Raw genomic sequence first — 21,655 nt, forward strand, 5'->3', positions numbered from 1 at the left:
AGGGTCCGCAGCCTCGGGCCCCGGCTGGGAGAGAAGGGCGATCCTCTTCCGACCCGGCCTCGTGCCGCTCGCGTCCGTGGGGGGCGGGGCGGCACAAAGGCGGCGGGGAGGCGGCCTACCGGTGCGGCCCTCCAGGGATGGCGGCACGTCGGCCGCTTCCTCGCCGTCCACCCGGCGCAGGACGGCCGGCCGACCGGGCAGGCCTTAGTCGGCCAGCGCGTCCACGGCGTCCTTGACCCTGACCGTGAGTTCGGTGATCTGGTTGTAGATGGAGCGGCGCTCCGCCATCAGGGCGCGGATCTTGTGCTCCGCGTGGTCGACGACGGCCGGGTCCTCCCTGTGGAAGAGCTCCCCGATCTTGGGCCGCGACAGGTCCGTCAGCTCGCAGCACAGGTACATGGCGATCTGTCGTGCGGTCACCAGGGCGCGGCTGCGGTTCCTCGACCGCAGTTCGCCCAGCTCCATGCCGAAGTGGTCGGCCGTCGCGGTGGCGATCAGCTCACCCACTCGTTCTCCCCGTGACGGCCCGCGGTCGGGCACCAGGTCCTTGAGGACGGTCGCCGCCAGATCCAGGTCCACCGGAGCCCGGTTCAGGCGGGCGTACGCCGTCACACGGTTCAGTGCGCCTTCCAGCTCCCGGATGTTGCGGGAGGTGTGGGCGGCGATGAACTCCAGCGCCTCCGGATCCACCGTGAGCTGCTTCTCGCGCACCCTTCTGCTCAGCAGGGCGAAGCGCGTCTCCAGCTCGGGCGGCTGGATGTGGGTGACGACGCCCCACTCGAACCGGCTGCGCAGCCGGTCGCCGAGGTACGGCAGCTGCTTGGGCGGCCGGTCGGAGGACAAGACGATCTGTCTGCCCGCTTCCTGGAGGATGTTGAACGTGCGCAGCAGCTCATCCAGGGCCGCCCTGTCGTCCCTCAGGAACTGGACGTCGTCGACCAGCAGGATGTCCACGTCCAGGATGGCCCGGCGGAAGTCCTCGGAGCGGACGTAGCGCACGCGGATGTTCGGGTGCAGCCGGCGGGCGTGGTGACCGATGGCGTGCAGCAGATGGGTCTTGCCGATTCCCGAAGCCCCGTAGAGGAACAGCGGGTTGTACGTCTTGCCTGGACTTTCCGCGACGGCTTCCGCGGCCGCGTGCGCGAACCGGTTCGACTCGCCCACTATCAGGGTGTCGAAGATGTGGGCCGGATGCAGGTCCTTCGGAGCCGCGTGCGGGTCCTTCGGAGGAGATGCCCGCGTCTGTGTGCTGGAGTGTCCGACCCATGCCGGGCGCGGCGGGCGGCCGGTCTGACGGCCAGTCTGGCGGCCGGTCTGCCGCCCGGTCTGGCGGCCGGGTACGAGGAACTCGTTCAAGGGGTCGTCGCCGTGGTCGCCCACGGAGTCGCCGTCCTCGCCCAGGGAGTCGACGTATCCGTCCCCTGCCTGGTCGGGGCCGACGTCCTCGCGGCCCTGCTGCTCCTCGACCGTGATCAGCTCGCGCTCCAGTTCCTCGCAACGCCGCTCCGCCTCCATACGCCGCGCGTGGGCGTCCCGCAGTTCCTCGCCGAGCGCCTCCACCTGCTCGATGAGGGACAGGCGTTCACGGCGCAGCCCCGACATCTGGTCCTCGTACAGCCGCAGGGCTTTGTCCGTGTCGGCGCGCTCGCGGTCGTGGTGGGCGCGCAGCTGTCCGATCTGCACCTCGAGGTCGGAAACGCGGTGTTGCGCGTCGACCAACGCTCCTTCGAGCGCTCGGACCAGAGCAGCCGACCGTGTGGACTGCCGGTCGGCCTCGGCCAGTTCGTCCTCGAGGACCTGCACCCGGTGCGTGGAGGAGCCGCTGCGGGCGAGCGCCTCACGATGCAGACGGCGTAACAACTCCGTGGCCTCAGGGGTGAGGGGCCGGTGCTGCTCCGCCACATCGCCGATGAGAGTGGTGACGAAATCCCAGGTCGGAACACGCGTGCCGTTGAGGAACCGCGAGATCGACCCCGCGTCCCAGCTCCGTCGGGCCGCGTACCTGCGGACGCTGAGGCCCAGCCCGTCGAAGAGACCGCGCAACGCTTCCGCCAGCGCCCGCGACTCGTCCGGCAGGTCCCCGCCCAGTGGCACCAGGCTGCCCATACCCGCCCCCTGTTCTTCTTCCGTGCTCGGTGTTGCAAGACGTGGCAACTGTGCCGCCTGGCGCAACACCCCGCACCCGCAACAGCCTGATCTCGCCCCATCGAGAGATCAGAAAGGCTGAGCCATGCACTTCCCCCGGCGGCGAACCGACCTCGCCGTGTTCCTCGCGGTCCTGCTGACCGGCGTCGTCCTCATCCTGTGCCGGGTGCGGCCCGAGGCGGTGTCCACCATCGCGATCGGGCTCTCCACGCTGTATGCCGCGTGGCAGCGGCAGGAGCCCAGGTACCGGGACCGCGACATGACGGAGGAAGGCCGTCGCCCCACCGAGCAGGAGCGTCTCAGCACGGAGGAAGGCCGTCACGCCACCGAGCAGGAGCGTCTCAGCACCGGCGAGGACCGTGGCACCCGAGAGTAGGTCCCCCGCCCCCGCTCGCCCCTTGATACGGTGCGCCGATGTCCTCGATCAGGAAGTTCCAAGTCACCTTCGACTGCGCGGAACCCGAGCGTCTCGCCCGGTTCTGGTGCGAGGTGTTGGGGTATGTCGTCCCGCCGCCGCCCGACGGGTACGCCACGTGGGACGACTTCAAGCTCTCCCAGCCTGCTGAGCAGCGGGATTCCTGGTTTGCCTGCTCCGACCCCACCGGGGTGGGCCCGCGCCTGTACTTCCAGCGCGTACCCGAAGGGAAGGCCGTGAAGAACCGGCTGCACCTCGACGTGCGGGTGGGGACCGGCCTCGTCGGTGAAGAGCGCCTGGCCGCGCTCGAAGCCGAGTGCGCCCGGCTGGTGCCGCTCGGCGCCGTCCACGTGTGCACGCTCTACGACGGCACCGATGCGTGCATCCCGATGCTGGACATCGAGGGCAACGAGTTCTGTATCGACTGAGAGCGGTACGGGTCGTGCCGTGAGGGGCGGAGACGGCTGACGGTAGAGTGTCCAGGGCGGCGTCGACGCGACCGGCCCGGAGCCTCTGAAGTCGCGAAGCACACGTACGCAGCCGTCCCGGCCCGCGCCTGCGGAGTCGGCATCTGCCGGGCCTTCCTCGGCACGTACCCCGTGAGGAAGACTCTTCATGACGCATCAGAGCCGCCGCCCCGGCACCACCCCGCACGACGAGAAGCCCGCGCAGCCGACGGCGCCCTCGACGGGAGCGCCTCCGGTCGCCTCCTTCGCCGCACTGGAGCTGCCCGCCCCGCTGCTGCGTACGCTCGACGGACTCGGTGTGCGCGAGCCCTTCCCGATCCAGGCCGCCACGCTGCCCAGCGCCCTCGCGGGCCGCGACGTGCTGGGACGCGGACGCACCGGGTCCGGCAAGACGCTCGCCTTCGGCCTGCCGCTGCTCGCCCGCACGTCCGGGCGCCGCGCCGAGGCGAAGCAGCCGCTGGCCCTGGTCCTCGTACCCACCCGGGAGCTGGCGCAGCAGGTCACGGAGGCGCTCACGCCGTACGCCGCAGCCGTGGGGCTGCGGCTCGCCACGGTCGTCGGCGGCATGTCGATCGGCCGCCAGATCGCCGAGCTGCGCGACGGGGCCGAGGTCGTCGTCGCCACCCCGGGCCGCCTGCACGACCTCGTCGAGCGCAAGGCCTGCCGCCTCGGCCGGGTCCGGATCACCGTCCTGGACGAAGCGGACCAGATGTGCGACATGGGCTTTCTGCCGCAGGTCACCGAGGCGCTCGACCTGGTGCACCCCGACGGCCAGCGCATGCTGTTCTCGGCCACCCTGGACCGCGACGTCGACCAGCTCGTCGCCGACCACCTCCACGACCCCGTCGTGCACTCGGTCGACCCCTCCGCGGGGGCGGTCACGACGATGGAGCACCACCTGCTGGTGGTCCACGGACCCGACCGGTACGCCGTGACGACGGAGATCGCCGCCCGCGACGGTCGTGTCCTGCTGTTCCTCGACACCAAGCACGCCGTCGACCGCCTCACCCAGCACCTGCGGGCCAGCGGGGTGCGTGCCGCGGCCCTGCACAGCGGCAAGTCGCAGCCGCAGCGCACACGCACCCTGGCCCAGTTCAAGGACGGGCAGGTGACCGTACTGGTGGCGACCAACGTCGCGGCCCGCGGCCTGCACGTCGACGACCTGGACCTGGTGGTCAACGTCGACCCGCCGACCGACCCCAAGGACTATCTGCACCGCGCGGGACGCACCGCCCGCGCCGGCGAGTCCGGTCGGGTCGTCACGCTGGTCCTCACCGGTCAGCGCCGCGAGACGACCCGCCTGCTGGCCGAGGCGGGCATCGAGCCGACGGTCACCAAGGTGCGCTCGGGCGAGGCGGAGCTCAGCCGCATCACCGGGGCCAAGGCACCCTCCGGCACCCCTCTCGACGGCGGACCCCCGGCGTCCCGCCCCAAGAACACGAACGCTCCCTTCCGCGGCCTGGGCACCAGCAAGGACACATCCCGCGGCACGGGTGGCAAGTCCCGCAAGACGGGCGAGGCCCGCAAGCTGGCGGAGGCCCGAAAGGCAGCCAGGGTGCGTCGCGGGGGCTGACCGCGCCCCGCAGGAGGGTTCTCCGCCCAGCGCCAGTCGGCCATGCGCACAGCCGCGCGCAGCTCCGTCCGGCCCGTCGCTCAGTAGCGGCGCGCAGCTCCGTCCGGTCCGTCGTTCAGCAGCCGCGCGCAGCGGTGTCCGGGCCGTCGCTCAGTAGCCGGGCGGGATCCGGTCCTGCGGCCCGTCAGCCACCTCTGCCGCCGGTGCGGTCCGTGCCGCCTCCACTACCCCGTCGTCCCGCTGCGCTCGCTCGCCCACGGCCGGGTCGGCGGAGTCGGACACCAGTTCCGCTATGCGCAGGGTGCACTCCCACTCCGTCACCTTGCCGTGGATCACGACCAGGTAGGTCTCCTGACCGGCGAAGCGGTACACCCGGCGCCACTTCTCGATGATTCTCTTGCTCGGTACGTACGTGTGGACGGCTGACCGGAGCGCCTTCAGCGCCTGCTCCTCGGTGTCCAGCCCGCGGTGGAGGAACTCGGTACTGTGCACGTCGCCGTAGCGGTACCCCGCGATCACGACCCAGCTGCCCATGCCCCGCTCCCCCTTCGGTGCCCTTGCCAGTCAGCCACAGCACGGTTCCTGGAGCAAGAGTGACGCAGGCCCGGGCGCGAGGCCGGGTCATAGATTGTTCAAATCACCGTCAAGTGGTACGACCACGCATCTGAGCGAGCCAACCGCGACCGCAGCGCGGGGTGACCGCCTGACCAGCGGCCACCCGGCACGCGGCGCTCCCCGCAGCCTCTTCGCGCCCGGATTTCGGTCCCAAATTGGTCTAGTCCTTATTTGGTCCATACCATTGACATGCCTATGACCACGGGACTACCTCATGGAGCAACAACAGCGCGTCAGCCCCTTGTTGGCGCCTCTTCACCCTTGGATGGCCATGAGACGTATGCGTTCCCTCCGTGCCGCTCTCACCGCGGCGGCCACCGCGGTGGCCGCTCTGGGCCTGACCGCGGTCTCGGGCTCCCCCGCCCAGGCCGCGACGCCGCTGCCCGCCCATGTCTTCGCCCCCTACTTCGAGTCCTGGACGGGCGAGAGCCCCGCCGCGCTCAGCGCCGAGTCCGGCGCCAAGCACCTCACGATGGCCTTCCTCCAGACGGCGACGAAGGGCTCCTGCACCGCCTACTGGAACGGCGACACGTCGCTGCCCATCGACACGAAGTCCTTCGGCGCCGACATCAAGACGATCCAGAGCCGCGGCGGAGACGTCATCCCCTCCTTCGGCGGCTACACGGCGGACACCACCGGCACCGAGATCGCCGACAGCTGCACCGATGTCGACCAGATCGCCGCCGTCTACCAGAAGGTCATCACGACCTACGACATCCCGCGGCTCGACATGGACATCGAGATCGACGCGCTGGACAACACCGCAGGCATCGACCGGCGGAACAAGGCGATCAAGAAGGTCCAGGACTGGGCCGCCTCCACCGGGCGCAAGCTGGAGATCTCCTACACCCTGCCGACGACGACCCGGGGCCTCGCGGCCAACGGTGTCGCCCTGCTCAAGAACGCCGTGGCCAACGGCACACGGGTCGACGTCGCCAACATCATGACGTTCGACTACTACGACAACGCCCAGCACGACATGGCCCAGGACACCAAGACCGCCGCCCAGGGCCTGTACGACCAGCTCGCCAAGCTCTACCCGAGCAAGACCCCGGCCCAGCTCTGGGGCATGATCGGCATCACCGAGATGCCCGGCGTCGACGACTTCGGACCGGCCGAGACGTTCACTCTGGCCAACGCCAAGGAGGTGTACAGCTGGGCGGTCTCCAAGGGCATCAACATGATCAGCTTCTGGGCCCTCCAGCGTGACAACGGAAAGTGCCCCGGCGGCGGAGCCAAGGACGACTGCTCCGGCATCGAGCAGGGCACCTGGGACTTCTCCCGCATCTTCGCGCCCTTCACCAGCGGCGGCACCGCCCCGAGTGACGACTTCTCCCTGGCGGCCTCCCCCGCCTCCGGCACCGTCAAGGCGGGCAGCTCCGCCACCAGCACGGTGAGGACCTCGGTGACCGCGGGCACCGCCAAGACCGTCGACCTCAAGGTCAGCGGCGCGCCCGCCGGGGTCACCGCCTCCCTCAGCCCCTCCTCGGTGACGGCCGGCGAGACGTCGACGCTCACGGTCTCCACCACCGCGGCAGCCGTCAACGGCACCTACGACATCGTGGTCACCGGTACGAGCCCGTCGGCCGCCCACTCGACGACGTACTCCCTGACCGTCACCGGCGGCAGCGGCAACCAGTGCACGGCCGCGCCCTGGGCCTCGGGCACGGTCTACACCGGCGGCCAGCAGGTGTCGCACAAGGGACACAGCTGGAAGGCCAAGTGGTGGACGACGGGCGAGGAGCCCGGCAGCACCGGGCAGTGGGGTGTGTGGCAGGACCTCGGGGCCTGCTGAGTCACTGAACCCGGGGGCTTCCGGCAGGACCGGGAGCCCCCCGGTGTCACTCCCTGCGCACCACAAGCGGGCCTGACCGTGCGCACCACAAGCGGGCCTGACCAGCAGCGCAGCACACTAGAATGAGTCGTTCTCACGCATACACGGACACGCGCGAACAGGGCAGGGAGGGGGAGTCCCGATGCTGGCTGTCGTCGCCGATTCCCCCGGCCCACTCGCCGGGGCCCTGGTCGTCCGCGACGTGGACGCACCCACCGCGCCCGGCCCGGGTGAGGTCGTGGTGCGCATGCTCGTCTCCACCGTCAACCCCTCCGACGCCGTCACCGTCTCGGGCGCGTACGGCTCACGGACATCGTTCCCCATGGTTCCCGGGTTCGAGGGCGTCGGTGTCATCGCGTCCGCCGGGCCGGGTGTGCCTGCCGGAGCGGTGGGCCAACGGGTCCTGCCCCTGGGGGCGGCCGGCAACTGGCAGCAGTACAAACGGCTCGCCCATTCCTGGTGCGTTCCGGTGCCGGACGACCTGCCCGACGAGGTGGCCTGCTTCGCGTACATCAACCCGTTGACGGCCACGTTGATGGTCGAACGGTTCTGCCGGAGCGGCGCGCGCAACGCCGTGGTCACGGCAGCCACGTCGGCCATCGCGCAGCACCTGGCGGAACTCCTCACCGATCGCGGCGTCAAGCCGGTGGGGGTCGTCCGGGGAACGCCGGGTCGGGCCGTGGCCGATCCGACCCGGTGGCAGACGGTCGTCCGGACCGACGAGCCCGGATGGCGCGAACGGCTGCGCGCCGCGGCCGGACCGCGCGGCGTCGACGTGGCCTTCGACTGCGTGGGCGGTGATGTGGGCGGCGACGTGTGCGCGCTGACGGCGGACGACGGCGTCTTCGTCCACTACGGGCTGCTGTCGGGAAGGCCGCTCCCGACGACGTGCGCCAGCCGTCAGGGCGGCCCCCGCGTGGAGTTGTTCCGGCTGCGCGACACGGTCCAGAACGGCGGAGACGGTACCGGCCGACACCTGTCCCGCCTGTTCGCACCGGTCTTCGAGAACCTGCGACGAGGTCGGCTGCGTACCACGGTGGCAACCCGTGTCGGGCTCAGTGAACTCCCCCGCCATCTCGAACTCCCGGGCTCCGGGCGCGTGGGAAAGATACTCATCGAGATCGAGGCGCGGGGATGACAACTGCCCGTCCGCCTTCGCCTCGCTGGGATGACACCGCCTCGGTGGGTTGACACCGCCTCGTGCCGAGCTCCGGTGCGGCGGACTGCGTATCAGCGGCTGCTCAGCGGTTTGCCGTACTTGTGAGCAGTCGACAGGTACGGCAGGTCCAGCGTGCGGGGCGAGAAGGCCGCCGAGCCGCGGGCCGAGCCGTTCGGGAGGAGCCACGCGGCGCCCAGGGAGGCGTTCTCCCCGGGGGATCCGGCCGTGACATCCGGAACGCCACCGGCGTTGTAACGGCCCGTGGCGAGTGCCGCGCCGAAGGAGTCGCCCGCCTCGGCGACGCCGGGGACACCGGGCGTGTCCTGGTTCCAGGTCGCGGACCTGGCGGCGCCGCCCGCGTCGAGCAGGCCCTTGGCACCGCCGTACAACAGCCAGGCCGCGCCTGCCTTCGTCTTGCTGCCGATGGCTTCGCCGGGAGCGCCCGCGACCAGGTCGTCGCGGCCGTCGCGGTTGATGTCGGCGACGGCCAGGGCGGCGCCGAAGCGGTCGCCGTCCTCGGCGACGCCCGCGACGCCCGGTGTGTCCTGGTTGAGGGTCTGGGCGCGGCTGCCGAACGAGCCGTCGGCGGGCGCTCCGTAGTGGAGGTGGATGCCGCCGCCCTCGGCGCGCTCCTCGGGGCCGCACGGGTCGTCGATGTTCTCGTCGGCGATCTCCCGGCATTCGCCCAGCGCGAGGTCGTCGTGGCCGTCGCCGTCGAAGTCGCCGGCGGCCAGGGCGGTCACGCCGGCGTTGTCGGTGTTCCAGAAGTTGGCCATGGCGGACTGGTCGGGGTCCCACTTCCACAGACGTACGTGGGACTGCGTGTGGGGGTTGCCCGCGGTCCAGTAGGCCACGGCCAGGTCCGTGACGCCGTCGCTGTCGAAGTCACCGACGGCCAGGACGGGGGCGCGGCCGCCCATCGGGGCGGCGAGGACGGTGGTGACCATGCTGTCCTCGCCCTGGATGACCCGGGCGACGACCTTGTCGGTGCCGCCGATCACGATCTCCTTGTTCTTGTCGGCGGTCCCGGTCAGGTCGGCTGCCGCTACCGACTTGCCGTAGGCGGCCGCCGGGGAGGGCCCGGTGAGGACCGTCGAGCCCGGCCCCGGCCCGTTCCGTGAGCCGCCCACGACGACGACCATGCCCGCGTCCGCGCCGCGGTCGGTGACATCCTCGCCGGGGACTCCGGCCAGCAGTTCCGCGATGCCGTCGCCGTTGAGGTCGGTCAGCTCCACGGACGCCCCGAACCGGTCACCCGCCTCCGGCGTGCCGGGGACCTCGGGAGTGGCCTGGGTGACACGGATGCTCCCGTGCGCGCCGACACCCCGGGGACCGCCCCAGACCACGTTCACGTACCCGGCCTTGGCCTTGCCGCCGACGGTCCCGTCCGGGACGCCGGCGGCGAGGTCCGCGTAACCGTCGCCGTTGAAGTCGCTCGTGGGGGTACGAGGTGCGGCAGCGGCGGCACCGGGCGGGAGCACGACACCCGCGGTGACCGCGGCGGCGGCTGCGATGGCGAACGTCAAGGTACGGCGTCTGAGTGGCACGGGGGCTCCCACGCGGTCGACGGAGTGCGGGTCATCCGGTGTGACCGCCGAAGGGGGCAGCTGGTTGTACGCCGATTGTATGGAGTTCACTGGGGGTTGGCGTTGGGTTCATGCAGGGTGGGCGCGAAGTGGGCGCGCCCGGCGGCGAGATGAGCGCGTCCGGCGGCCTGAGCACCGCCCTGCGGGGCCTGCGGCGTCCGGCGGCCTGAGCACCGCCCTGCGAGGTCGGCGGCGTCCGGCGGCCTGAGCGGCACCCTGCGGCGCCGGCATCGCGAACCTCTCCCCCACGCCGACGGCGGGGGGCGCACCCACGAAGGGCAGCAGCCCACGCAGCGCAGGACGAGGCGTGGTTAGGGTACGTGGGTACGCCCGCCGTCCCGCCCCCGGAGGCTCGCGCCCTCATGGTTCCCGTCCCGGTGGACCCGCTGGTCCGCCGCCACCGCACCGCCCTGCGGCTGTGCTTCGCGATACCCGGCCTCTCGCTCGCCACCTGGGTGACCAGGACCCCCGACGTACGGGACCGGCTGGACGCGTCCACGGCCGATATGGGCCTGGTGCTGTTCGGCATGTCGATCGGCTCGATGCTCGGCATCCTGGTGGCCGGGGCCCTGGTGTCGCGGTTCTCCACGCGTCCCGTCATCGTCGCCGGCATGTGCCTGGTGCTGGCCAGTATGGGGGTGACGGCCCTGGGCACGGCGGTGTCCTCGGCGCCGTCGGTGGCCTTCGGTCTGCTGCTGCTCGGCGCCGGTGTGGGTCTGTCGGAGGTCGCCAGCAACGTCGACGGTGCCGGCGTGGAGCGCGAACTCGGCCGGCCCGTACTGCCCGCCCTGCACGGTTGTTACAGCCTCGGCACCGTGGTCGGGGCGATGTTGGGGGTGGCCGGTGCCGCGGCCGGTTTCCCGGTGCCGTGGCATCTGGCGCTCGTCCTGCTTCTCGTGATCGCGCTGTTCGCCGTCGCGCTGGTCGGGCTGCGCCCCGGCACCGGCCGCGTCCAGGCCGCGGACGCCGGGCCCGGCGGGGCGGCGCCCGCCGCCGACACCGGCGCGGGAGTGCGGGAGCGGCGGCTGTACCTGGACGCTCGGCTGCTGCTGATCGGCGGTGTGGTGTTCGGTATGACGCTGGCCGAGGGCGCCGCCACCGACTGGCTGCCGCTGCTGATGGTCGACGGCCACGACATGCCCTCGGGTCTCGGGTCGTTGGTGTACGCGGGCTTCGCCGCCGCCATGGCGGCCGGCCGGTTCGCCGGTGGCCCCGTGGTGGCCCGGGTCGGCCGCCCCGTCGTACTCGGCGGCGGCGCGCTGCTGACCGCTGCCGGGATCGCCCTGGTGTCCTTCGTGGACTCCCCGGTCGCGGCCGGGTGTGCCGTGCTGCTCTGGGGACTCGGCACCTCCCTCGGCTTCCCGCTGGCCCTGTCGGCGGCGGGCGAGTCCGGCCCCGACACCACCGGCCGCGTCGCCCTGACCTCGCGGATCGGCTACGTGGCCCTGCTGGCGGGGCCACCGGCGCTGGGCTTCCTCGGCGAACACCAGGGGCTGCGCGCCGCGATGGTCCCGGTGCTGCTGCTCATCCTGGTCGCCGCGGCGCTCTCGCCCGCCACGGCCGCCCGGCCCCGGCACACCGGGGGTGCGGACGAGGAGCACGCCGTACCGACGGCACGTCAGGACGCGGGCGGGCGGGTGTCCACGGCTGCCCCCTCCCCGCAAGGGTGCCGGAAAGCATGAGTGTCCGTACCTCCTCCCGAGCGCCGCCCGCTCCCCAAGGCAGGCATCGCGGGCACCCCCGCTCCAGCTCACGGCGCACGGCTCACGGCTCACGGCTCACGGCTCACGGCTCACGGCTCACGGCTCTCAGACCATGCGTCGCAGCGCGTTCTCCACTGCGTCGATCAGCGGGTCCCCTGCGGAGCGCGGATGCCGTACGAGGCCGAGTTCGACGTCCGGCAGGGCGGGCAGGGCGGTTGCGTCGTGGCAGGTCATGGTCGGTTCGAGGTTGGTGGGCAGGAGGGCCGCGACGCCGAGGCCCGCCCGTAGCGCGGCGAGCACGCCGGCCAGGCTGTTGCTTTCGAACGCCACCCGCCAGGGCCGTTCGCCGCGTTCCAGAACATCCTGTACCGAGGTGCGCCAGGAGCACGTGTTCGAGAACAGCACGACCGGCAGCGGGTCGGCCGCCACGTCCACCCCCTGGCCGACCGCCCAGACCAGCGGGCGGCGGACCGTCCAGCGCGGCGGTCCGGGTACGGCCGGCACTTCGTTGAGCACGAGTTGGACGCGGCCCGTGTCGTAGGCCTCCCGCATCGCGACGTTGGGCAGGCTGAGCACTTCCAGGGTCGCACCGGGGTGCAGCCGGGCGAGGTCGGCGAGTGCCTGCGGCAGTTGCGACGCGGCGAGGTCCTCGAGCAGCCCGACGCCGCAGCGGCCGGTGAGCGAGCGCCCGGTTTCCGTGAGTGCCTGCGCGGACAGCGAGAGAATGCGTTCGGCGTACGGCAGGAGCTCCTCGCCCGCCCGGGTCGGCGACACACCGGACGGTGACCGGTGCAGCAACTCACGGCCGATGACCTTCTCCAGCTTGCGCAGCTGCTGGCTGAGCGCGGGCTGCGTGTGCCCGAGCGTGGCCGCCGCCCTGCTGATGCTGCCGGCCCGCACGATGGTGACGAAGGACCGCAGCAGTGCGGTATCGAGATCCCTGGCCATAACGATGCATTATGTCAGCCACAGCGAATTGGCCTCTACCTATGGCCTCCGGCGAGATCTAGCGTCGGCTGCGTGACCGGATACCGCCAAATACTCGCCGTGCCGGGAATGGCCCCGCTGTTGGGTGTGTCCTTCCTCGCCCGCACCGCGATCACGGCCGCCGTTATGGCCCTGACCATGTACGTCGTTCTGGGGCTGCGCATGAGCTACGGGGCGGCCGGTGGTGTCGCGGCGGCGCTGACCGCCGGGCTGGCCCTCGGTGGTCCCCTGCTGGGCCGCGCGGTCGACCGGCGGGGGCTGCGTACGGTGCTGCTGATCACTGTGGCCGGGCAGGCCGTGTTCTGGCTGAGCGTGCCGATCCTGCCGTACGGGATCCTGGTCGGTGCCTCCTTCGCGGCGGGTCTCCTGATGGTCCCGGTGCCGCCGGTGACCAGGCAGGCGATCGCCGCGATGACGACGGTCGAACAGCGCAGGGCCGCGTTCGCGCTGGAGTCCGTACAGGGCGAACTCTCGTACATGGTGGGCCCGGCGGTCGTCGTCCTGTGTGCCGCGAAGGTGTCGCCGGACGGGGTGGCGTGGGGGCTCGGTGCCGCCGTCGTGGCCGGTGGTGCCGGGCTGGCGCTGCTCGACCCGCCACTGCGTGCCCGGGGCGGGACGTGCCCCAAGGACGAGCGGGGCGAGGCGGAGGCGGGCGCCGCCGGACGGCCCGCGCGCCGGGCGTGGCTGGGCGTCGACATGTGGGCCGTGCTGATGATGGCGTTCGGCACCACGACGCTGCTCAGCGGCGTCGACCTCGCCATCGTCGCCACGCTCGAAGAGACGGGCCAGGTGTCGTGGGCCGCCGTGGTCGTGGCCGTGCTCGGTGTGGCGTCCGTGTGCGGCGGGCTGCTGTACGGCGTGCTGTCCCGGTCGCTGCCCACGTGGCTGCTGCTCGGGTTGCTGGGGCTCGTGACGCTTCCCGTCGGTCTCGCCGGTGACTGGCCCTGGCTGTGTGTGGCCGTCGTGGGCACCGGGTTCTTCGCCGCGCCCACCCTGTCGGCCGTGACCGGCACGGTGAGCGGGCTGGCGCCGGCCGCCGCGCGGGGTGAGGCGGCAGGTCTGCAGTCCTCGGCGCAGAGTGCCGGTTTCGCGCTCGGGGCTCCCCTCGTCGGGGTGGCGATCGACGCGTCCGTGCCTGCGGGTGGTTTCGCAGCGGCAGGACTGGCCGGTCTGGCCGCCGCGTCGGCCGGGTGCCTGCTGCGTCGGCCTCCGGTCGACGGGGGTCGGCGAGGAGGCCGACGCCGGTGGGCTCCGGCTCGTGCCCGACGCGATCATCAGCCGCACCGCGGTCCGCGTCGGGAACCGCATCGAGGTCCACGTCGAGAACCGCACCGGGAACCGCACCGCGGTCCACGTCGAGAATCGCACCGAGGGTCGGCTGTGCGGGGTCCGTGATCTACTGCCGGTCATGCCGCTGTTGCTGCTGGACCTCGACAACACCCTCATCGACCGTGACGCGGCCTTCCGCGCCGCCGTCGCGGACTTCCTTGCCCAGCACGGCCTGCCCGGCTCCGACCTGGCGTGGGTGATGGCATGTGACGGCGGCGGCTACACCGCACGGCACGAAGTCGCCGCGGCCCTGTCCCACCGGTACGGCGCAGCGGTGTCGTCAACTGCCGTCCGCGACCTGCTCGACACGGGCGGTGCCGACCACGTCGTCCTCTCGGGTGCCTGCCGTGAGGCGTTGCGTGAGGCGCGGGCCGCCGGGTGGACCTGCGTGATCGTCACCAACGGGCCCACCGCCCAGCAGGAGACGAAGATCCGCAACACCGGGCTCGACCGGCTCGTCCAGGGCTGGGTGATCTCCGAGGCAGTCGGCTGCAAGAAGCCGGCACCGGAAATCTTCGAGGCGGCAGCGGCGACGGTCAGCATGCCCCTGACCGGCGCGTGGGTCGTCGGCGACTCACCTCACGGCGATATCGTCGGCGCCTCCCGGCTCGGGTTGCCCAACGTCTGGGTCACGCGCGGCCTGTCCTGGTCACTGGAGTCGTACGAGCCCACCCATGTCGCGCACGATGCCGCCTCGGCCATCGGACACGTCCTGCGGAACGCGGCGAGATGAGACCCGAGGCCCGCAGGGCCTTGCGGTCCGCCGGGCGCGCCGAGGCAAGGTGTCCTCATGGGGCCTCAACTGCTCGGTGACGTACAGGCCGCGGTCGGTGGCGACGGCGTAAGACCTCCAGGCGGCCGTCCATCGCGAGGATCGCCCTCGGCGTCTCCACGATCGTGCCGGACAGCGGCTGGGGGGGGTCTTCCAGCTGGTGTACCACCCCGCACCCCGCACCCCGCACCCCGCACCAAAACTCCTTGCCGATCTCTGGGGTGGCGACCTATCGTCGGTCGGCCCGTACCGCTTTCGAGCCGAAGGCCGTTGATGTCCGTTCGTCCCGCCGTCGCCCGCGACACCGACTTCCTCTGGCGCGTCCTGCTCGAGGCATACAACTGGAACGGCGAGCAGCGGTTCACCGCCGAGCAGCTCGCCGCCGACCCGCACGCCGCGCGCTACCTCGCCGACTGGCCCCGCCGGGACGACTTCGGGGTCGTCGCGGAGAGCGACGTGGGCGAACCGATCGGTGCGGCCTGGGCGCGGCACCTCGCCGCGAGTGAACCCGGGTACGGTTTCGTCGCTCCGGACGTGCCCGAGCTGACCGTCGGCCTGCTGCCCGGACACCGGGGCCGCGGACACGGCCGGGCCCTGATGGAGGCGCTGACAAGGGCCGCCGCCGAGCAACCGGTCCCGGTCGCCCGTCTCAGCCTGAGCGTGGAGGACGGCAATCCCGCCGTGCACCTCTACACCAGCCTCGGCTTCACCCGCGTCGGGCGCAACGGCGACTCGGACACCATGGTGCTGGACGTCCGGCCGGCCCCACAGCTCTGATCGTCCCTTGAGCGGACGGCAGATCACCCTTCGCCCACCAGCACCTCTCCGTCGTGCCCTCCCGCAGCCAGGAGCTGGCCACGTACGCGCACGGGGTTCGCCCAGCTGAAGCAGGAACAGACCCGCCTGCTGGGACGACGGCAGCACAACTGACCGCAGTTCACGAGGCCTTAATCAATTTGCTGCCCGCTCGGGTGGAGGGGCAGTCTCCGGATCATGATCGAACTGCGCACTCTGGAATCGGACGACTGGCCCCTCTGGCGCGAACTGCGACTGGCGGCGCTCGCTGAAGCGCCCTACGCGTTCGGGTCGACACTGGCCCAATGGCAGGGCTCCGGCGACCAGGAGGAACGGTGGCGCGCCCGGCTGTCGATCCCTGGCGCGCGGGATCTCGTCGCGTTTCTCGACGGGCTGCCGGTGGGCATGGTCAGCGGCGTCCCCGCCGAGGGGGCGGACAGCGTGGAGCTGATCTCGATGTGGGTCAGCCCCGCGGCCCGGGGCAAAGGTGTGGGCGACCACCTGGTCCGGGCCGTGGAACGGTGGGGCGCGGAGCGCGGTGCTGGGACGCTGCGCCTGTCCGTGGTGCCGGACAACAGCAATGCGGTCGCACTCTACGAACGGAACGGCTTCACGGACCTCACGGACACGGGCGAGTCCGGGGATCCGATGTCCGACGGCATCCGCCGGGAGCGGGTCCTGGCGAAGCGGCTGGTCTCAACCGACCACCCAGGCCCGCCCGGTGGACGGCGGCGCGGGTGAGGGGCCCGGTCTCCACGACGGCGACCTCGATCCCGGCCACGTCCAGTGCCTGGCAGATGCCGCGGAGCGTGAAGAGGCCCGCGTCGCCGCAGTAGGTCACGGCGGACAGGTCCAGCTGGAGGCGCCGGTGGGCGCGCGGGGGCAGCGCCGCCTGTACGACCGCTTCCCGCAGCCAGGCTGCCGTGTCGCGGTCCAGTTCGCCGGACAGGTCCATCCGCGCCTCGGCCCGACCCACCGGTACCAGGCCGATACGCAGCCTTGGCGCGGCGCCCTGCTCCATGGCGGCTGACACGTCCGACGCCGGCGGACGGCGAGGAGTCCGCTTCCGGATCGGCAGCAATGGCCATGGGGAGCGATCCGCGCGATCAGTACGATCCGCGCGATCAGTACGATCAACGATCCGCCAGGAGGAAGCCACTCTAGGCAGCGAAACGCTCGGATAGCGCACGCCGACCAACAACACTCCCCCACGGTCGGTCGGGAACGCCCCTCTTGCGGCCTCGCCGCCCATAGCCCTTCATCCCTTCCCCGCCGCGGACGCGTGGTCATGGATGCGGGGCCCGCATCGGCGGCCCCGGCGGCCGGAGTTGTCCGTTCGCCTGCCGCTCAGCGGGCGCGTCGCGTCGGCGGGCGCGTCACGCGAGCCTCGTACCCAAGTGGCCGCCGTACCCGAGCGGCCGCCGCCGATGAGGGCATCGGCGGCGGCCGCGAGCGCGTGGACGGCGTGGCGAGTTCCCCACTCACCACGTCGTGCCCCGCGCGGTGGCGTCCTTGCCGGAACCGGTGCGTGCGGGAGTCGCTCCGGGTGTGGAACACGCCGTAAGGACGAAGAGCAGCCCAGCGTCTTTGGTCTGCATGCCTGCTGGGGCGGCCGGTCGGTGTCACGGCCCGGGGTCTGGGGACCCTGGGGAGGACCTGACGCCACTGCGTGCGGCCCGGATCCTCCCTCTTGCGGCCATGCTAGAGCGGGCAGCAGACGAAGCAAGCGCGTGAACCGGCCTGTTGGCCGAGAGTCGTCATGCAGGTACAGGACTTGACCGGCGCAGCGGAAGCCGTGTGGGAGCGCGTGCGGTCAGGGCCCATGGGGGCAGCACGGCAGGGAAGGAACATATGCCCGGAAACAGCAGTTTGCGGTGGTCGGGATCTGCCGAGGAATGTGCCATGGGTGAAGACAAGGCGACGCGGGCCACCTCTGCGGCCCGCAGCTACTACGACGCCAGTGATGTCGACGGCTTCTACGCTCACGCGTGGGGCGGGGAGGACATCCACGTCGGGGTGTACACCGACCCGCGAGAGGCGATCCCCGTGGCGACCGGTCGCACGGTCGAGCGGCTGGCCGGGAAGCTGGGTGACGCCCTCGGCGCCGGCAGCACGGTGCTCGACATGGGCTCCGGTTACGGCGGCGCGGCCCGCAGACTGGCCGGGCAGTACGGCTGCCACGTCGTGGCCCTGAACATCAGCGAGTTGCAGAACCACAGGCACCGCGCGCTCAACGCCGAGCGCGGCCTCGACGACCGCATCGACGTGGTCACCGGCTCCTTCCACGACATCCCGGCCCCCGACGGGTCCTTCGACGTCGTGTGGTCGCAGGAGGCCCTGTGCCACAGCGGCGACCGTTCCCGCGCGCTGCGGGAGGCCACGCGCGTCCTGAGGCCCGGCGGCCACCTGGTCTTCACCGACACCATGGCCGCCGAGGACGCCCCCGAAGGCGAGCTGAGCCCGCTCGCGGAGCGCCTGCGACTCACCGACCTCGCCACGCCCGGCTTCTACGTCGAGCAGTTGCGGGCGCTCGACCTCGCCGGGGCCGACTACGAGGATCTCAGCGCCCACATGCTGACCCACTACGAACGCCTCAGCGAAGAGGTCCGGTCACCGGCACCCGAACTCGTCGACGCCGTCAGCCCCGGCTACCTGGAGCGCCTCAGGACGAATCTGCCGCAGGTGGCGCGGGCCTGCCGCGACGGTCGTCTCCGGTGGGGCATCTTCCACGGACGCCACAGGTGACCCGCCGTCCGTCGGGCGGTTCCCGCCGGGCCGAACCAGGAAACGATGAGCCCCAGCGCCCAGGTCCGGGCTAGTCAGTGGCGCCGCGCGAGACACCTGCACGAGACAGAAGAAGAGCCCCGGCTGGACGGGGGGGACCAGCCGGGGCGGCAAGCGGTGGCGTGCGGAGGGCGGTCGCCTCGCGGCGAAAGGCTCCATGGGGCTTCAGCCGAACGATCGTCCCCATGGGCTATAGGTGAGGCCCGGGGACACTGTCCCCTCCGCAGCCACGTAGAGAAGAACGGCGAAGTGCGTGGGGATGTTCCGGGCCAGCGCCCCTTATCCCTGTGAACTGGGACACATCGGAAAGTGGGCGCCCGGCTCAGAACGGCAGCCGGCCCCGGGTGCGACGCCCCGCCGAGCCACTGCGGCTCACTGCCCTGGAGCTGCTGCGGAACGGCTTGCTGAAGATCCGCCCCAGGATGCCGGGGGCCTTGCTGCCCGCGCGCGAGCCGACTCCCAATGTGCGCTGGGTGCCGCGTTCGGGGTGGCGGGACAGGCGGGGCAGGAGGAAGGCGAGGACCGCGAGGACGACGCAGACCCCGACGATTCCGACGATCACCATGGAGGACTCCCTGAAGGGTGTGGCGAAGGGTGTGGCGTGCCTTTCGAGTGCCCCGCGACGCCGCCTGCATGCGGAGACGGAGCTCACTCCGCAGGCTCCCGACGCCCGTGCGGGGACGCCCGATCCCCTCCTGCCCGGAGCCCCGTCGTCCGACGCCGCCCGCGGCCCCCACGGTGCCGTGTCCCGCCGGTCAGGTCCGGCGGGGCAGCCGGTGCAGAGTGACGTCCTCGATGGCGCCGTCCGCCGCCTCCACGCTCATGTACGTGCAGTACGGCTGCCTGCGGCGGTCCGTCGGCGAGCCGGGATTGAGCAGGCGCAGGCCGCCCGGCGCGGTGGTGTCCCACGGGATGTGGCTGTGCCCGAACACCAGGACGTCCAGATCGGGGAAGCGGCGCTCGCAGCGCGTTTCGCGGCCCTGTGCGGCTCCGGTCTCGTGGACGACACCGAGGCGCAGGCCGGCCAGCTGCCGCCGGGCGATCTCGGGCAGCCGTCGCCGCAGCCCCGGCCCGTCGTTGTTGCCGTGGACCGCGACGAGGTCCTTCGCGCGGGCCTGGAAGAGGTCGAGGGTGGCCTCGTCGATCCAGTCCCCGGCGTGTACGACCACGTCCGCATCCCTGATCGCCTCCAGCAGGGGGCCGGGGATCAGCTTGGCCCGGGAGGGCAGATGGGTGTCGGAAGTGAGCAAAAGCCTCATGTCTCCACGCTACGACGCCCCCGGGCCGGGGGCGACGCCCATGATCCCCGCCCCGCGGCAGCGCTCCGCACGACGGGGCCAGGGGTGGGAGCCAGCGCGTACCCAGAGGCGGATCGAGCTGCCCCTCACCCTCACCGCTCTCCTGTCGCCACCTGCCCGCAACCGCCCGTCGCCGGGCACCGCGTGACGCGGTGCCCGGCGACGACCGAGACCAACCAGATCGGATCTGATCAGATCAGATCAGATCACCCGATGCTCAGCGAGCGCTCGGTGTCCCGCAGGCACTCAGTGCTCGTGGCCACCCGTGGGCGGCTTCGCGTCCGGCGTCCACTTCTTCGCCGTCTTGCCGTTGAGGTCCCAGACCACCTGACCGGCCCGCACGGTGAGCTCCGCGGTCAGCTTCTGCGTGCCGTCCACCCGGAAGCCGAAGCTGTCCACGTACCCGAACGTGCCCTGCTGGCGGGCGAGGACCGCGATGTCGGCGGGCGCGCCCACGGAGAGGTTGCCCAGGTCGGTCCGCTTGATCGCCTTCGCGGGCTTCCACGTCGAGGCGTCGATGACGTCCTTCAGCGGCATGTTGAGGGCCAGGAACTTGGACATGACGTTGGTCTGGTCCTTCATGCCCGAGTTCATGCTGGTGATGTGCAGGTCGGTGGAGATGGCGTCGGGCGTGAACCCTGCCTTCAGCGCCGGGACCGCGACCCTCCAGCCGAAGCTGCCGCCGCCGTGGCCGACGTCGTAGAGGACTCCGCGGTCACGTCCCTGCTGCATCGCCGGGTTGAGCTTGCCGTCCTCGCCCAGCTCACCGCGGTTTCCGGAGTAGGCGTGCGAGTAGATGTCGCCGGGACGCAGCTTCTCGGTGAGCAGCGTCTTCAGGGGGCGCTCGGGGCGAGGCTCACCGAAGTCCACGAGGACCGGGACGTTGGCGTCCTTTCCGGCCTGGAGGGAGTTGTCGACCGGCGTCCACTCCGGTCCCTCGTAGTGCGCCGTCTTGATGCCGACGATCGTGCCGGGGTTCTGGCGGGCCTTCTCGGCGGCCGGGCCCGGCTTCATGTCGCTGAGGTCCTGCTCGGCGGGGTTGCCCGCCATGCCCTTGCCCACGATGTTGAGGAAGGCGAGGACGCGGGTCTTGGAGCGGTCGATGGTGTTCTTCTTGAAGAGGTCGAAGTTGGCGGCGCCCGCGGACCCCGCGTCCACCGCGGTGGTGACGCCCGCGCGGAAGGTGAACCCGTCGGGGGCGACGCCGTTCTTGCCGTTCGCGTACGCGTCCTCGGGCCCGTTGAAGAGGTGGGCGTGCAGGTCGATCAGGCCAGGCGTGACGAAGTTGCCCTCCGCGTCGACGACCTGCTTGGTCGCCGCCGTGTCTATGTACGCCGCGACCTTGGCTATCTTCCCGTCCTTCACGGCGACGTCGCGCAGGTCGTCGATGTTGTTCTTCGGGTCGATGACGTGACCGCGCCGGATGACGAGGTCGTACGCCTCCGCGGTACCGGCCTTCGTGCCGGAAGCACCGGTGGAGGGAGTGGCGCCGACGGTGGCGCCGAGGACGAGGGCGATACAGGCGGGGAGAAGGAGTCGGTTGAGCCGGTGTCTTGTGGGCATGCGGATTCCCATCTCAGATGTCGGCGATGCGGTCGAGGCAAACGTGTCCAACGGGAAGCCAGTCAATCCGTGTTGAAGCCACCTAGATACGTGGCCATGCGGAAAACCGGGTAGATCAGGCCACACCTGGAGAGAGGTCCAAGCGGAGGGTGCGGCGCCTTTGGACAGCCGTTGCCTCCGGCGGTCGCGGCCACTTCACGCCGGGCAGTCACGAAAGGTGCGCACCGGGTAGTCCTCGCAGGACACCAGCCGTTTCCCGCAGCGTTTCCCACGACTCCGGGCATGAATGGCGGCACCGTTCGCCGCCACCGGCCAGCCCGACGTTGAACGCTCAACTCCCTTCTATCGCTGCACTGTTGCGCACCCTGCACCAGGGCGATCCCACTATCCTCCGGCTATTGCATCCTGTGCACTCGCCGACTTTTCCCGCACCGGACTATTGCGCCCTCTGCACTTGGCAGTCCCGCTATCGTCCCGTTGTTGCATCCTCTGCACTCGACACCGAATGAATTCTGACCGGAAATACGCAGCCCTCCGGGAAGGGGCGAGTGGGGTCCCGATCCCGCACTCCCACTCACGCCCCCACCCCCGCCCCCCGCTGCTGCCACCGCGGCGACAGCGACAGCGACC

18 protein-coding genes and 1 pseudogene are annotated in these 21,655 nt (G+C 71.4%); 11 read left to right on the forward strand and 8 right to left on the reverse strand.

Translation table 11 applies throughout. From position 1 onward, the window contains the following. Positions 1-204 precede the first annotated feature (204 nt). Positions 205-2,106 (reverse strand): chromosomal replication initiator protein DnaA, encoded by a 1,902-nt coding sequence (gene dnaA / locus GPA10_RS37910; protein ID WP_157169381.1) that lies wholly within the window; start codon positions 2,104-2,106, stop codon positions 205-207. Between the two features lie 124 nt (positions 2,107-2,230). On the opposite strand from dnaA, the gene GPA10_RS37915 reads away from it, so the two are divergent. The 3 genes from GPA10_RS37915 (at position 2,231) to GPA10_RS37925 (ending at position 4,600) form a co-directional block, all read left to right on the forward strand. Then, on the forward strand, positions 2,231-2,521 hold the full coding sequence (locus GPA10_RS37915; RefSeq protein WP_157169382.1) for a hypothetical protein: 291 nt from the start codon (positions 2,231-2,233) through the stop codon (positions 2,519-2,521). Between the two features lie 38 nt (positions 2,522-2,559). Further along, positions 2,560-2,988, forward strand: coding sequence for a VOC family protein (locus tag GPA10_RS37920; RefSeq protein ID WP_058850648.1), 429 nt, complete (start codon positions 2,560-2,562; stop codon positions 2,986-2,988). A 187-nt stretch (positions 2,989-3,175) separates the two neighbouring features. Next, positions 3,176-4,600, forward strand: coding sequence for a DEAD/DEAH box helicase (locus GPA10_RS37925; RefSeq protein ID WP_157169383.1), 1,425 nt, complete (start codon positions 3,176-3,178; stop codon positions 4,598-4,600). 150 nt (positions 4,601-4,750) lie between these two features. On the opposite strand, the gene GPA10_RS37930 is transcribed toward GPA10_RS37925, so the two are convergent. Next, positions 4,751-5,134, reverse strand: coding sequence for a hypothetical protein (locus GPA10_RS37930; RefSeq protein ID WP_157169384.1), 384 nt, complete (start codon positions 5,132-5,134; stop codon positions 4,751-4,753). Positions 5,135-5,486: 352 nt separating this feature from the next. On the opposite strand from GPA10_RS37930, the gene GPA10_RS37935 reads away from it, so the two are divergent. Continuing rightward, on the forward strand, positions 5,487-7,010 hold the full coding sequence (locus GPA10_RS37935; protein WP_157169385.1) for a glycosyl hydrolase family 18 protein: 1,524 nt from the start codon (positions 5,487-5,489) through the stop codon (positions 7,008-7,010). Between the two features lie 181 nt (positions 7,011-7,191). After that, the gene (locus GPA10_RS37940) at positions 7,192-8,187 is read left to right on the forward strand and encodes a zinc-dependent alcohol dehydrogenase family protein (protein ID WP_157169386.1); all 996 of its coding nucleotides are present in this window, start codon (positions 7,192-7,194) and stop codon (positions 8,185-8,187) included. 92 nt (positions 8,188-8,279) lie between these two features. On the opposite strand, the gene GPA10_RS37945 is transcribed toward GPA10_RS37940, so the two are convergent. Next, positions 8,280-9,734: an FG-GAP-like repeat-containing protein gene (locus GPA10_RS37945; RefSeq protein ID WP_157169387.1), complete on the reverse strand. Its 1,455-nt coding sequence runs from the start codon at positions 9,732-9,734 to the stop codon at positions 8,280-8,282. Positions 9,735-10,156: 422 nt separating this feature from the next. Here GPA10_RS37945 and GPA10_RS37950 point away from each other — a divergent pair, with 422 nt between their 5' ends. Next, a complete protein-coding gene (locus GPA10_RS37950) occupies positions 10,157-11,476 on the forward strand; it encodes an MFS transporter (protein ID WP_157169388.1) in 1,320 nt (439 codons plus the stop codon). 126 nt (positions 11,477-11,602) lie between these two features. On the opposite strand, the gene GPA10_RS37955 is transcribed toward GPA10_RS37950, so the two are convergent. Further along, positions 11,603-12,445, reverse strand: a complete 843-nt coding sequence (locus GPA10_RS37955; protein ID WP_157169389.1) for a LysR family transcriptional regulator — start codon at positions 12,443-12,445, stop codon at positions 11,603-11,605. A 72-nt stretch (positions 12,446-12,517) separates the two neighbouring features. On the opposite strand from GPA10_RS37955, the gene GPA10_RS37960 reads away from it, so the two are divergent. The 4 genes from GPA10_RS37960 (at position 12,518) to GPA10_RS37975 (ending at position 16,121) form a co-directional block, all read left to right on the forward strand. After that, the gene (locus GPA10_RS37960) at positions 12,518-13,879 is read left to right on the forward strand and encodes an MFS transporter (protein ID WP_198351828.1); all 1,362 of its coding nucleotides are present in this window, start codon (positions 12,518-12,520) and stop codon (positions 13,877-13,879) included. A 13-nt stretch (positions 13,880-13,892) separates the two neighbouring features. Next, the gene (locus GPA10_RS37965) at positions 13,893-14,546 is read left to right on the forward strand and encodes an HAD family hydrolase (RefSeq protein ID WP_157169390.1); all 654 of its coding nucleotides are present in this window, start codon (positions 13,893-13,895) and stop codon (positions 14,544-14,546) included. Positions 14,547-14,858: 312 nt separating this feature from the next. After that, complete coding sequence (locus tag GPA10_RS37970; protein ID WP_157169391.1) at positions 14,859-15,362, forward strand: GNAT family N-acetyltransferase; 504 nt, start codon at positions 14,859-14,861, stop codon at positions 15,360-15,362. A gap of 216 nt (positions 15,363-15,578) precedes the next feature. Then, complete coding sequence (locus GPA10_RS37975; RefSeq protein WP_157169392.1) at positions 15,579-16,121, forward strand: GNAT family N-acetyltransferase; 543 nt, start codon at positions 15,579-15,581, stop codon at positions 16,119-16,121. 25 nt (positions 16,122-16,146) lie between these two features. Here the strand turns inward: GPA10_RS37975 and GPA10_RS44215 are convergent. Continuing rightward, positions 16,147-16,632 (reverse strand): annotated as a pseudogene (locus tag GPA10_RS44215) (STAS domain-containing protein); the annotation flags it as partial. A gap of 650 nt (positions 16,633-17,282) precedes the next feature. Here GPA10_RS44215 and GPA10_RS37985 point away from each other — a divergent pair. Then, entirely contained in the window at positions 17,283-18,125 is an 843-nt protein-coding gene (locus tag GPA10_RS37985; RefSeq protein WP_157169394.1) for an SAM-dependent methyltransferase, read from the forward strand. Positions 18,126-18,486: 361 nt separating this feature from the next. On the opposite strand, the gene GPA10_RS37990 is transcribed toward GPA10_RS37985, so the two are convergent. The 3 genes from GPA10_RS37990 to GPA10_RS38000 form a co-directional block, all read right to left on the reverse strand. Beyond that, positions 18,487-18,729, reverse strand: a complete 243-nt coding sequence (locus GPA10_RS37990) for a DUF6411 family protein (RefSeq protein WP_058850659.1) — start codon at positions 18,727-18,729, stop codon at positions 18,487-18,489. Between the two features lie 190 nt (positions 18,730-18,919). Further along, positions 18,920-19,423, reverse strand: coding sequence for a metallophosphoesterase family protein (locus tag GPA10_RS37995; protein WP_157169395.1), 504 nt, complete (start codon positions 19,421-19,423; stop codon positions 18,920-18,922). A gap of 285 nt (positions 19,424-19,708) precedes the next feature. Then, entirely contained in the window at positions 19,709-21,025 is a 1,317-nt protein-coding gene (locus tag GPA10_RS38000) for an amidohydrolase/deacetylase family metallohydrolase (RefSeq protein ID WP_157169396.1), read from the reverse strand. Between the last annotated feature and the right edge of the window lie 630 nt (positions 21,026-21,655).

Source organism: Streptomyces typhae (assembly GCF_009755605.1).
GTDB classification, from domain to species: Bacteria; Actinomycetota; Actinomycetes; order Streptomycetales; family Streptomycetaceae; genus Streptomyces; species Streptomyces typhae.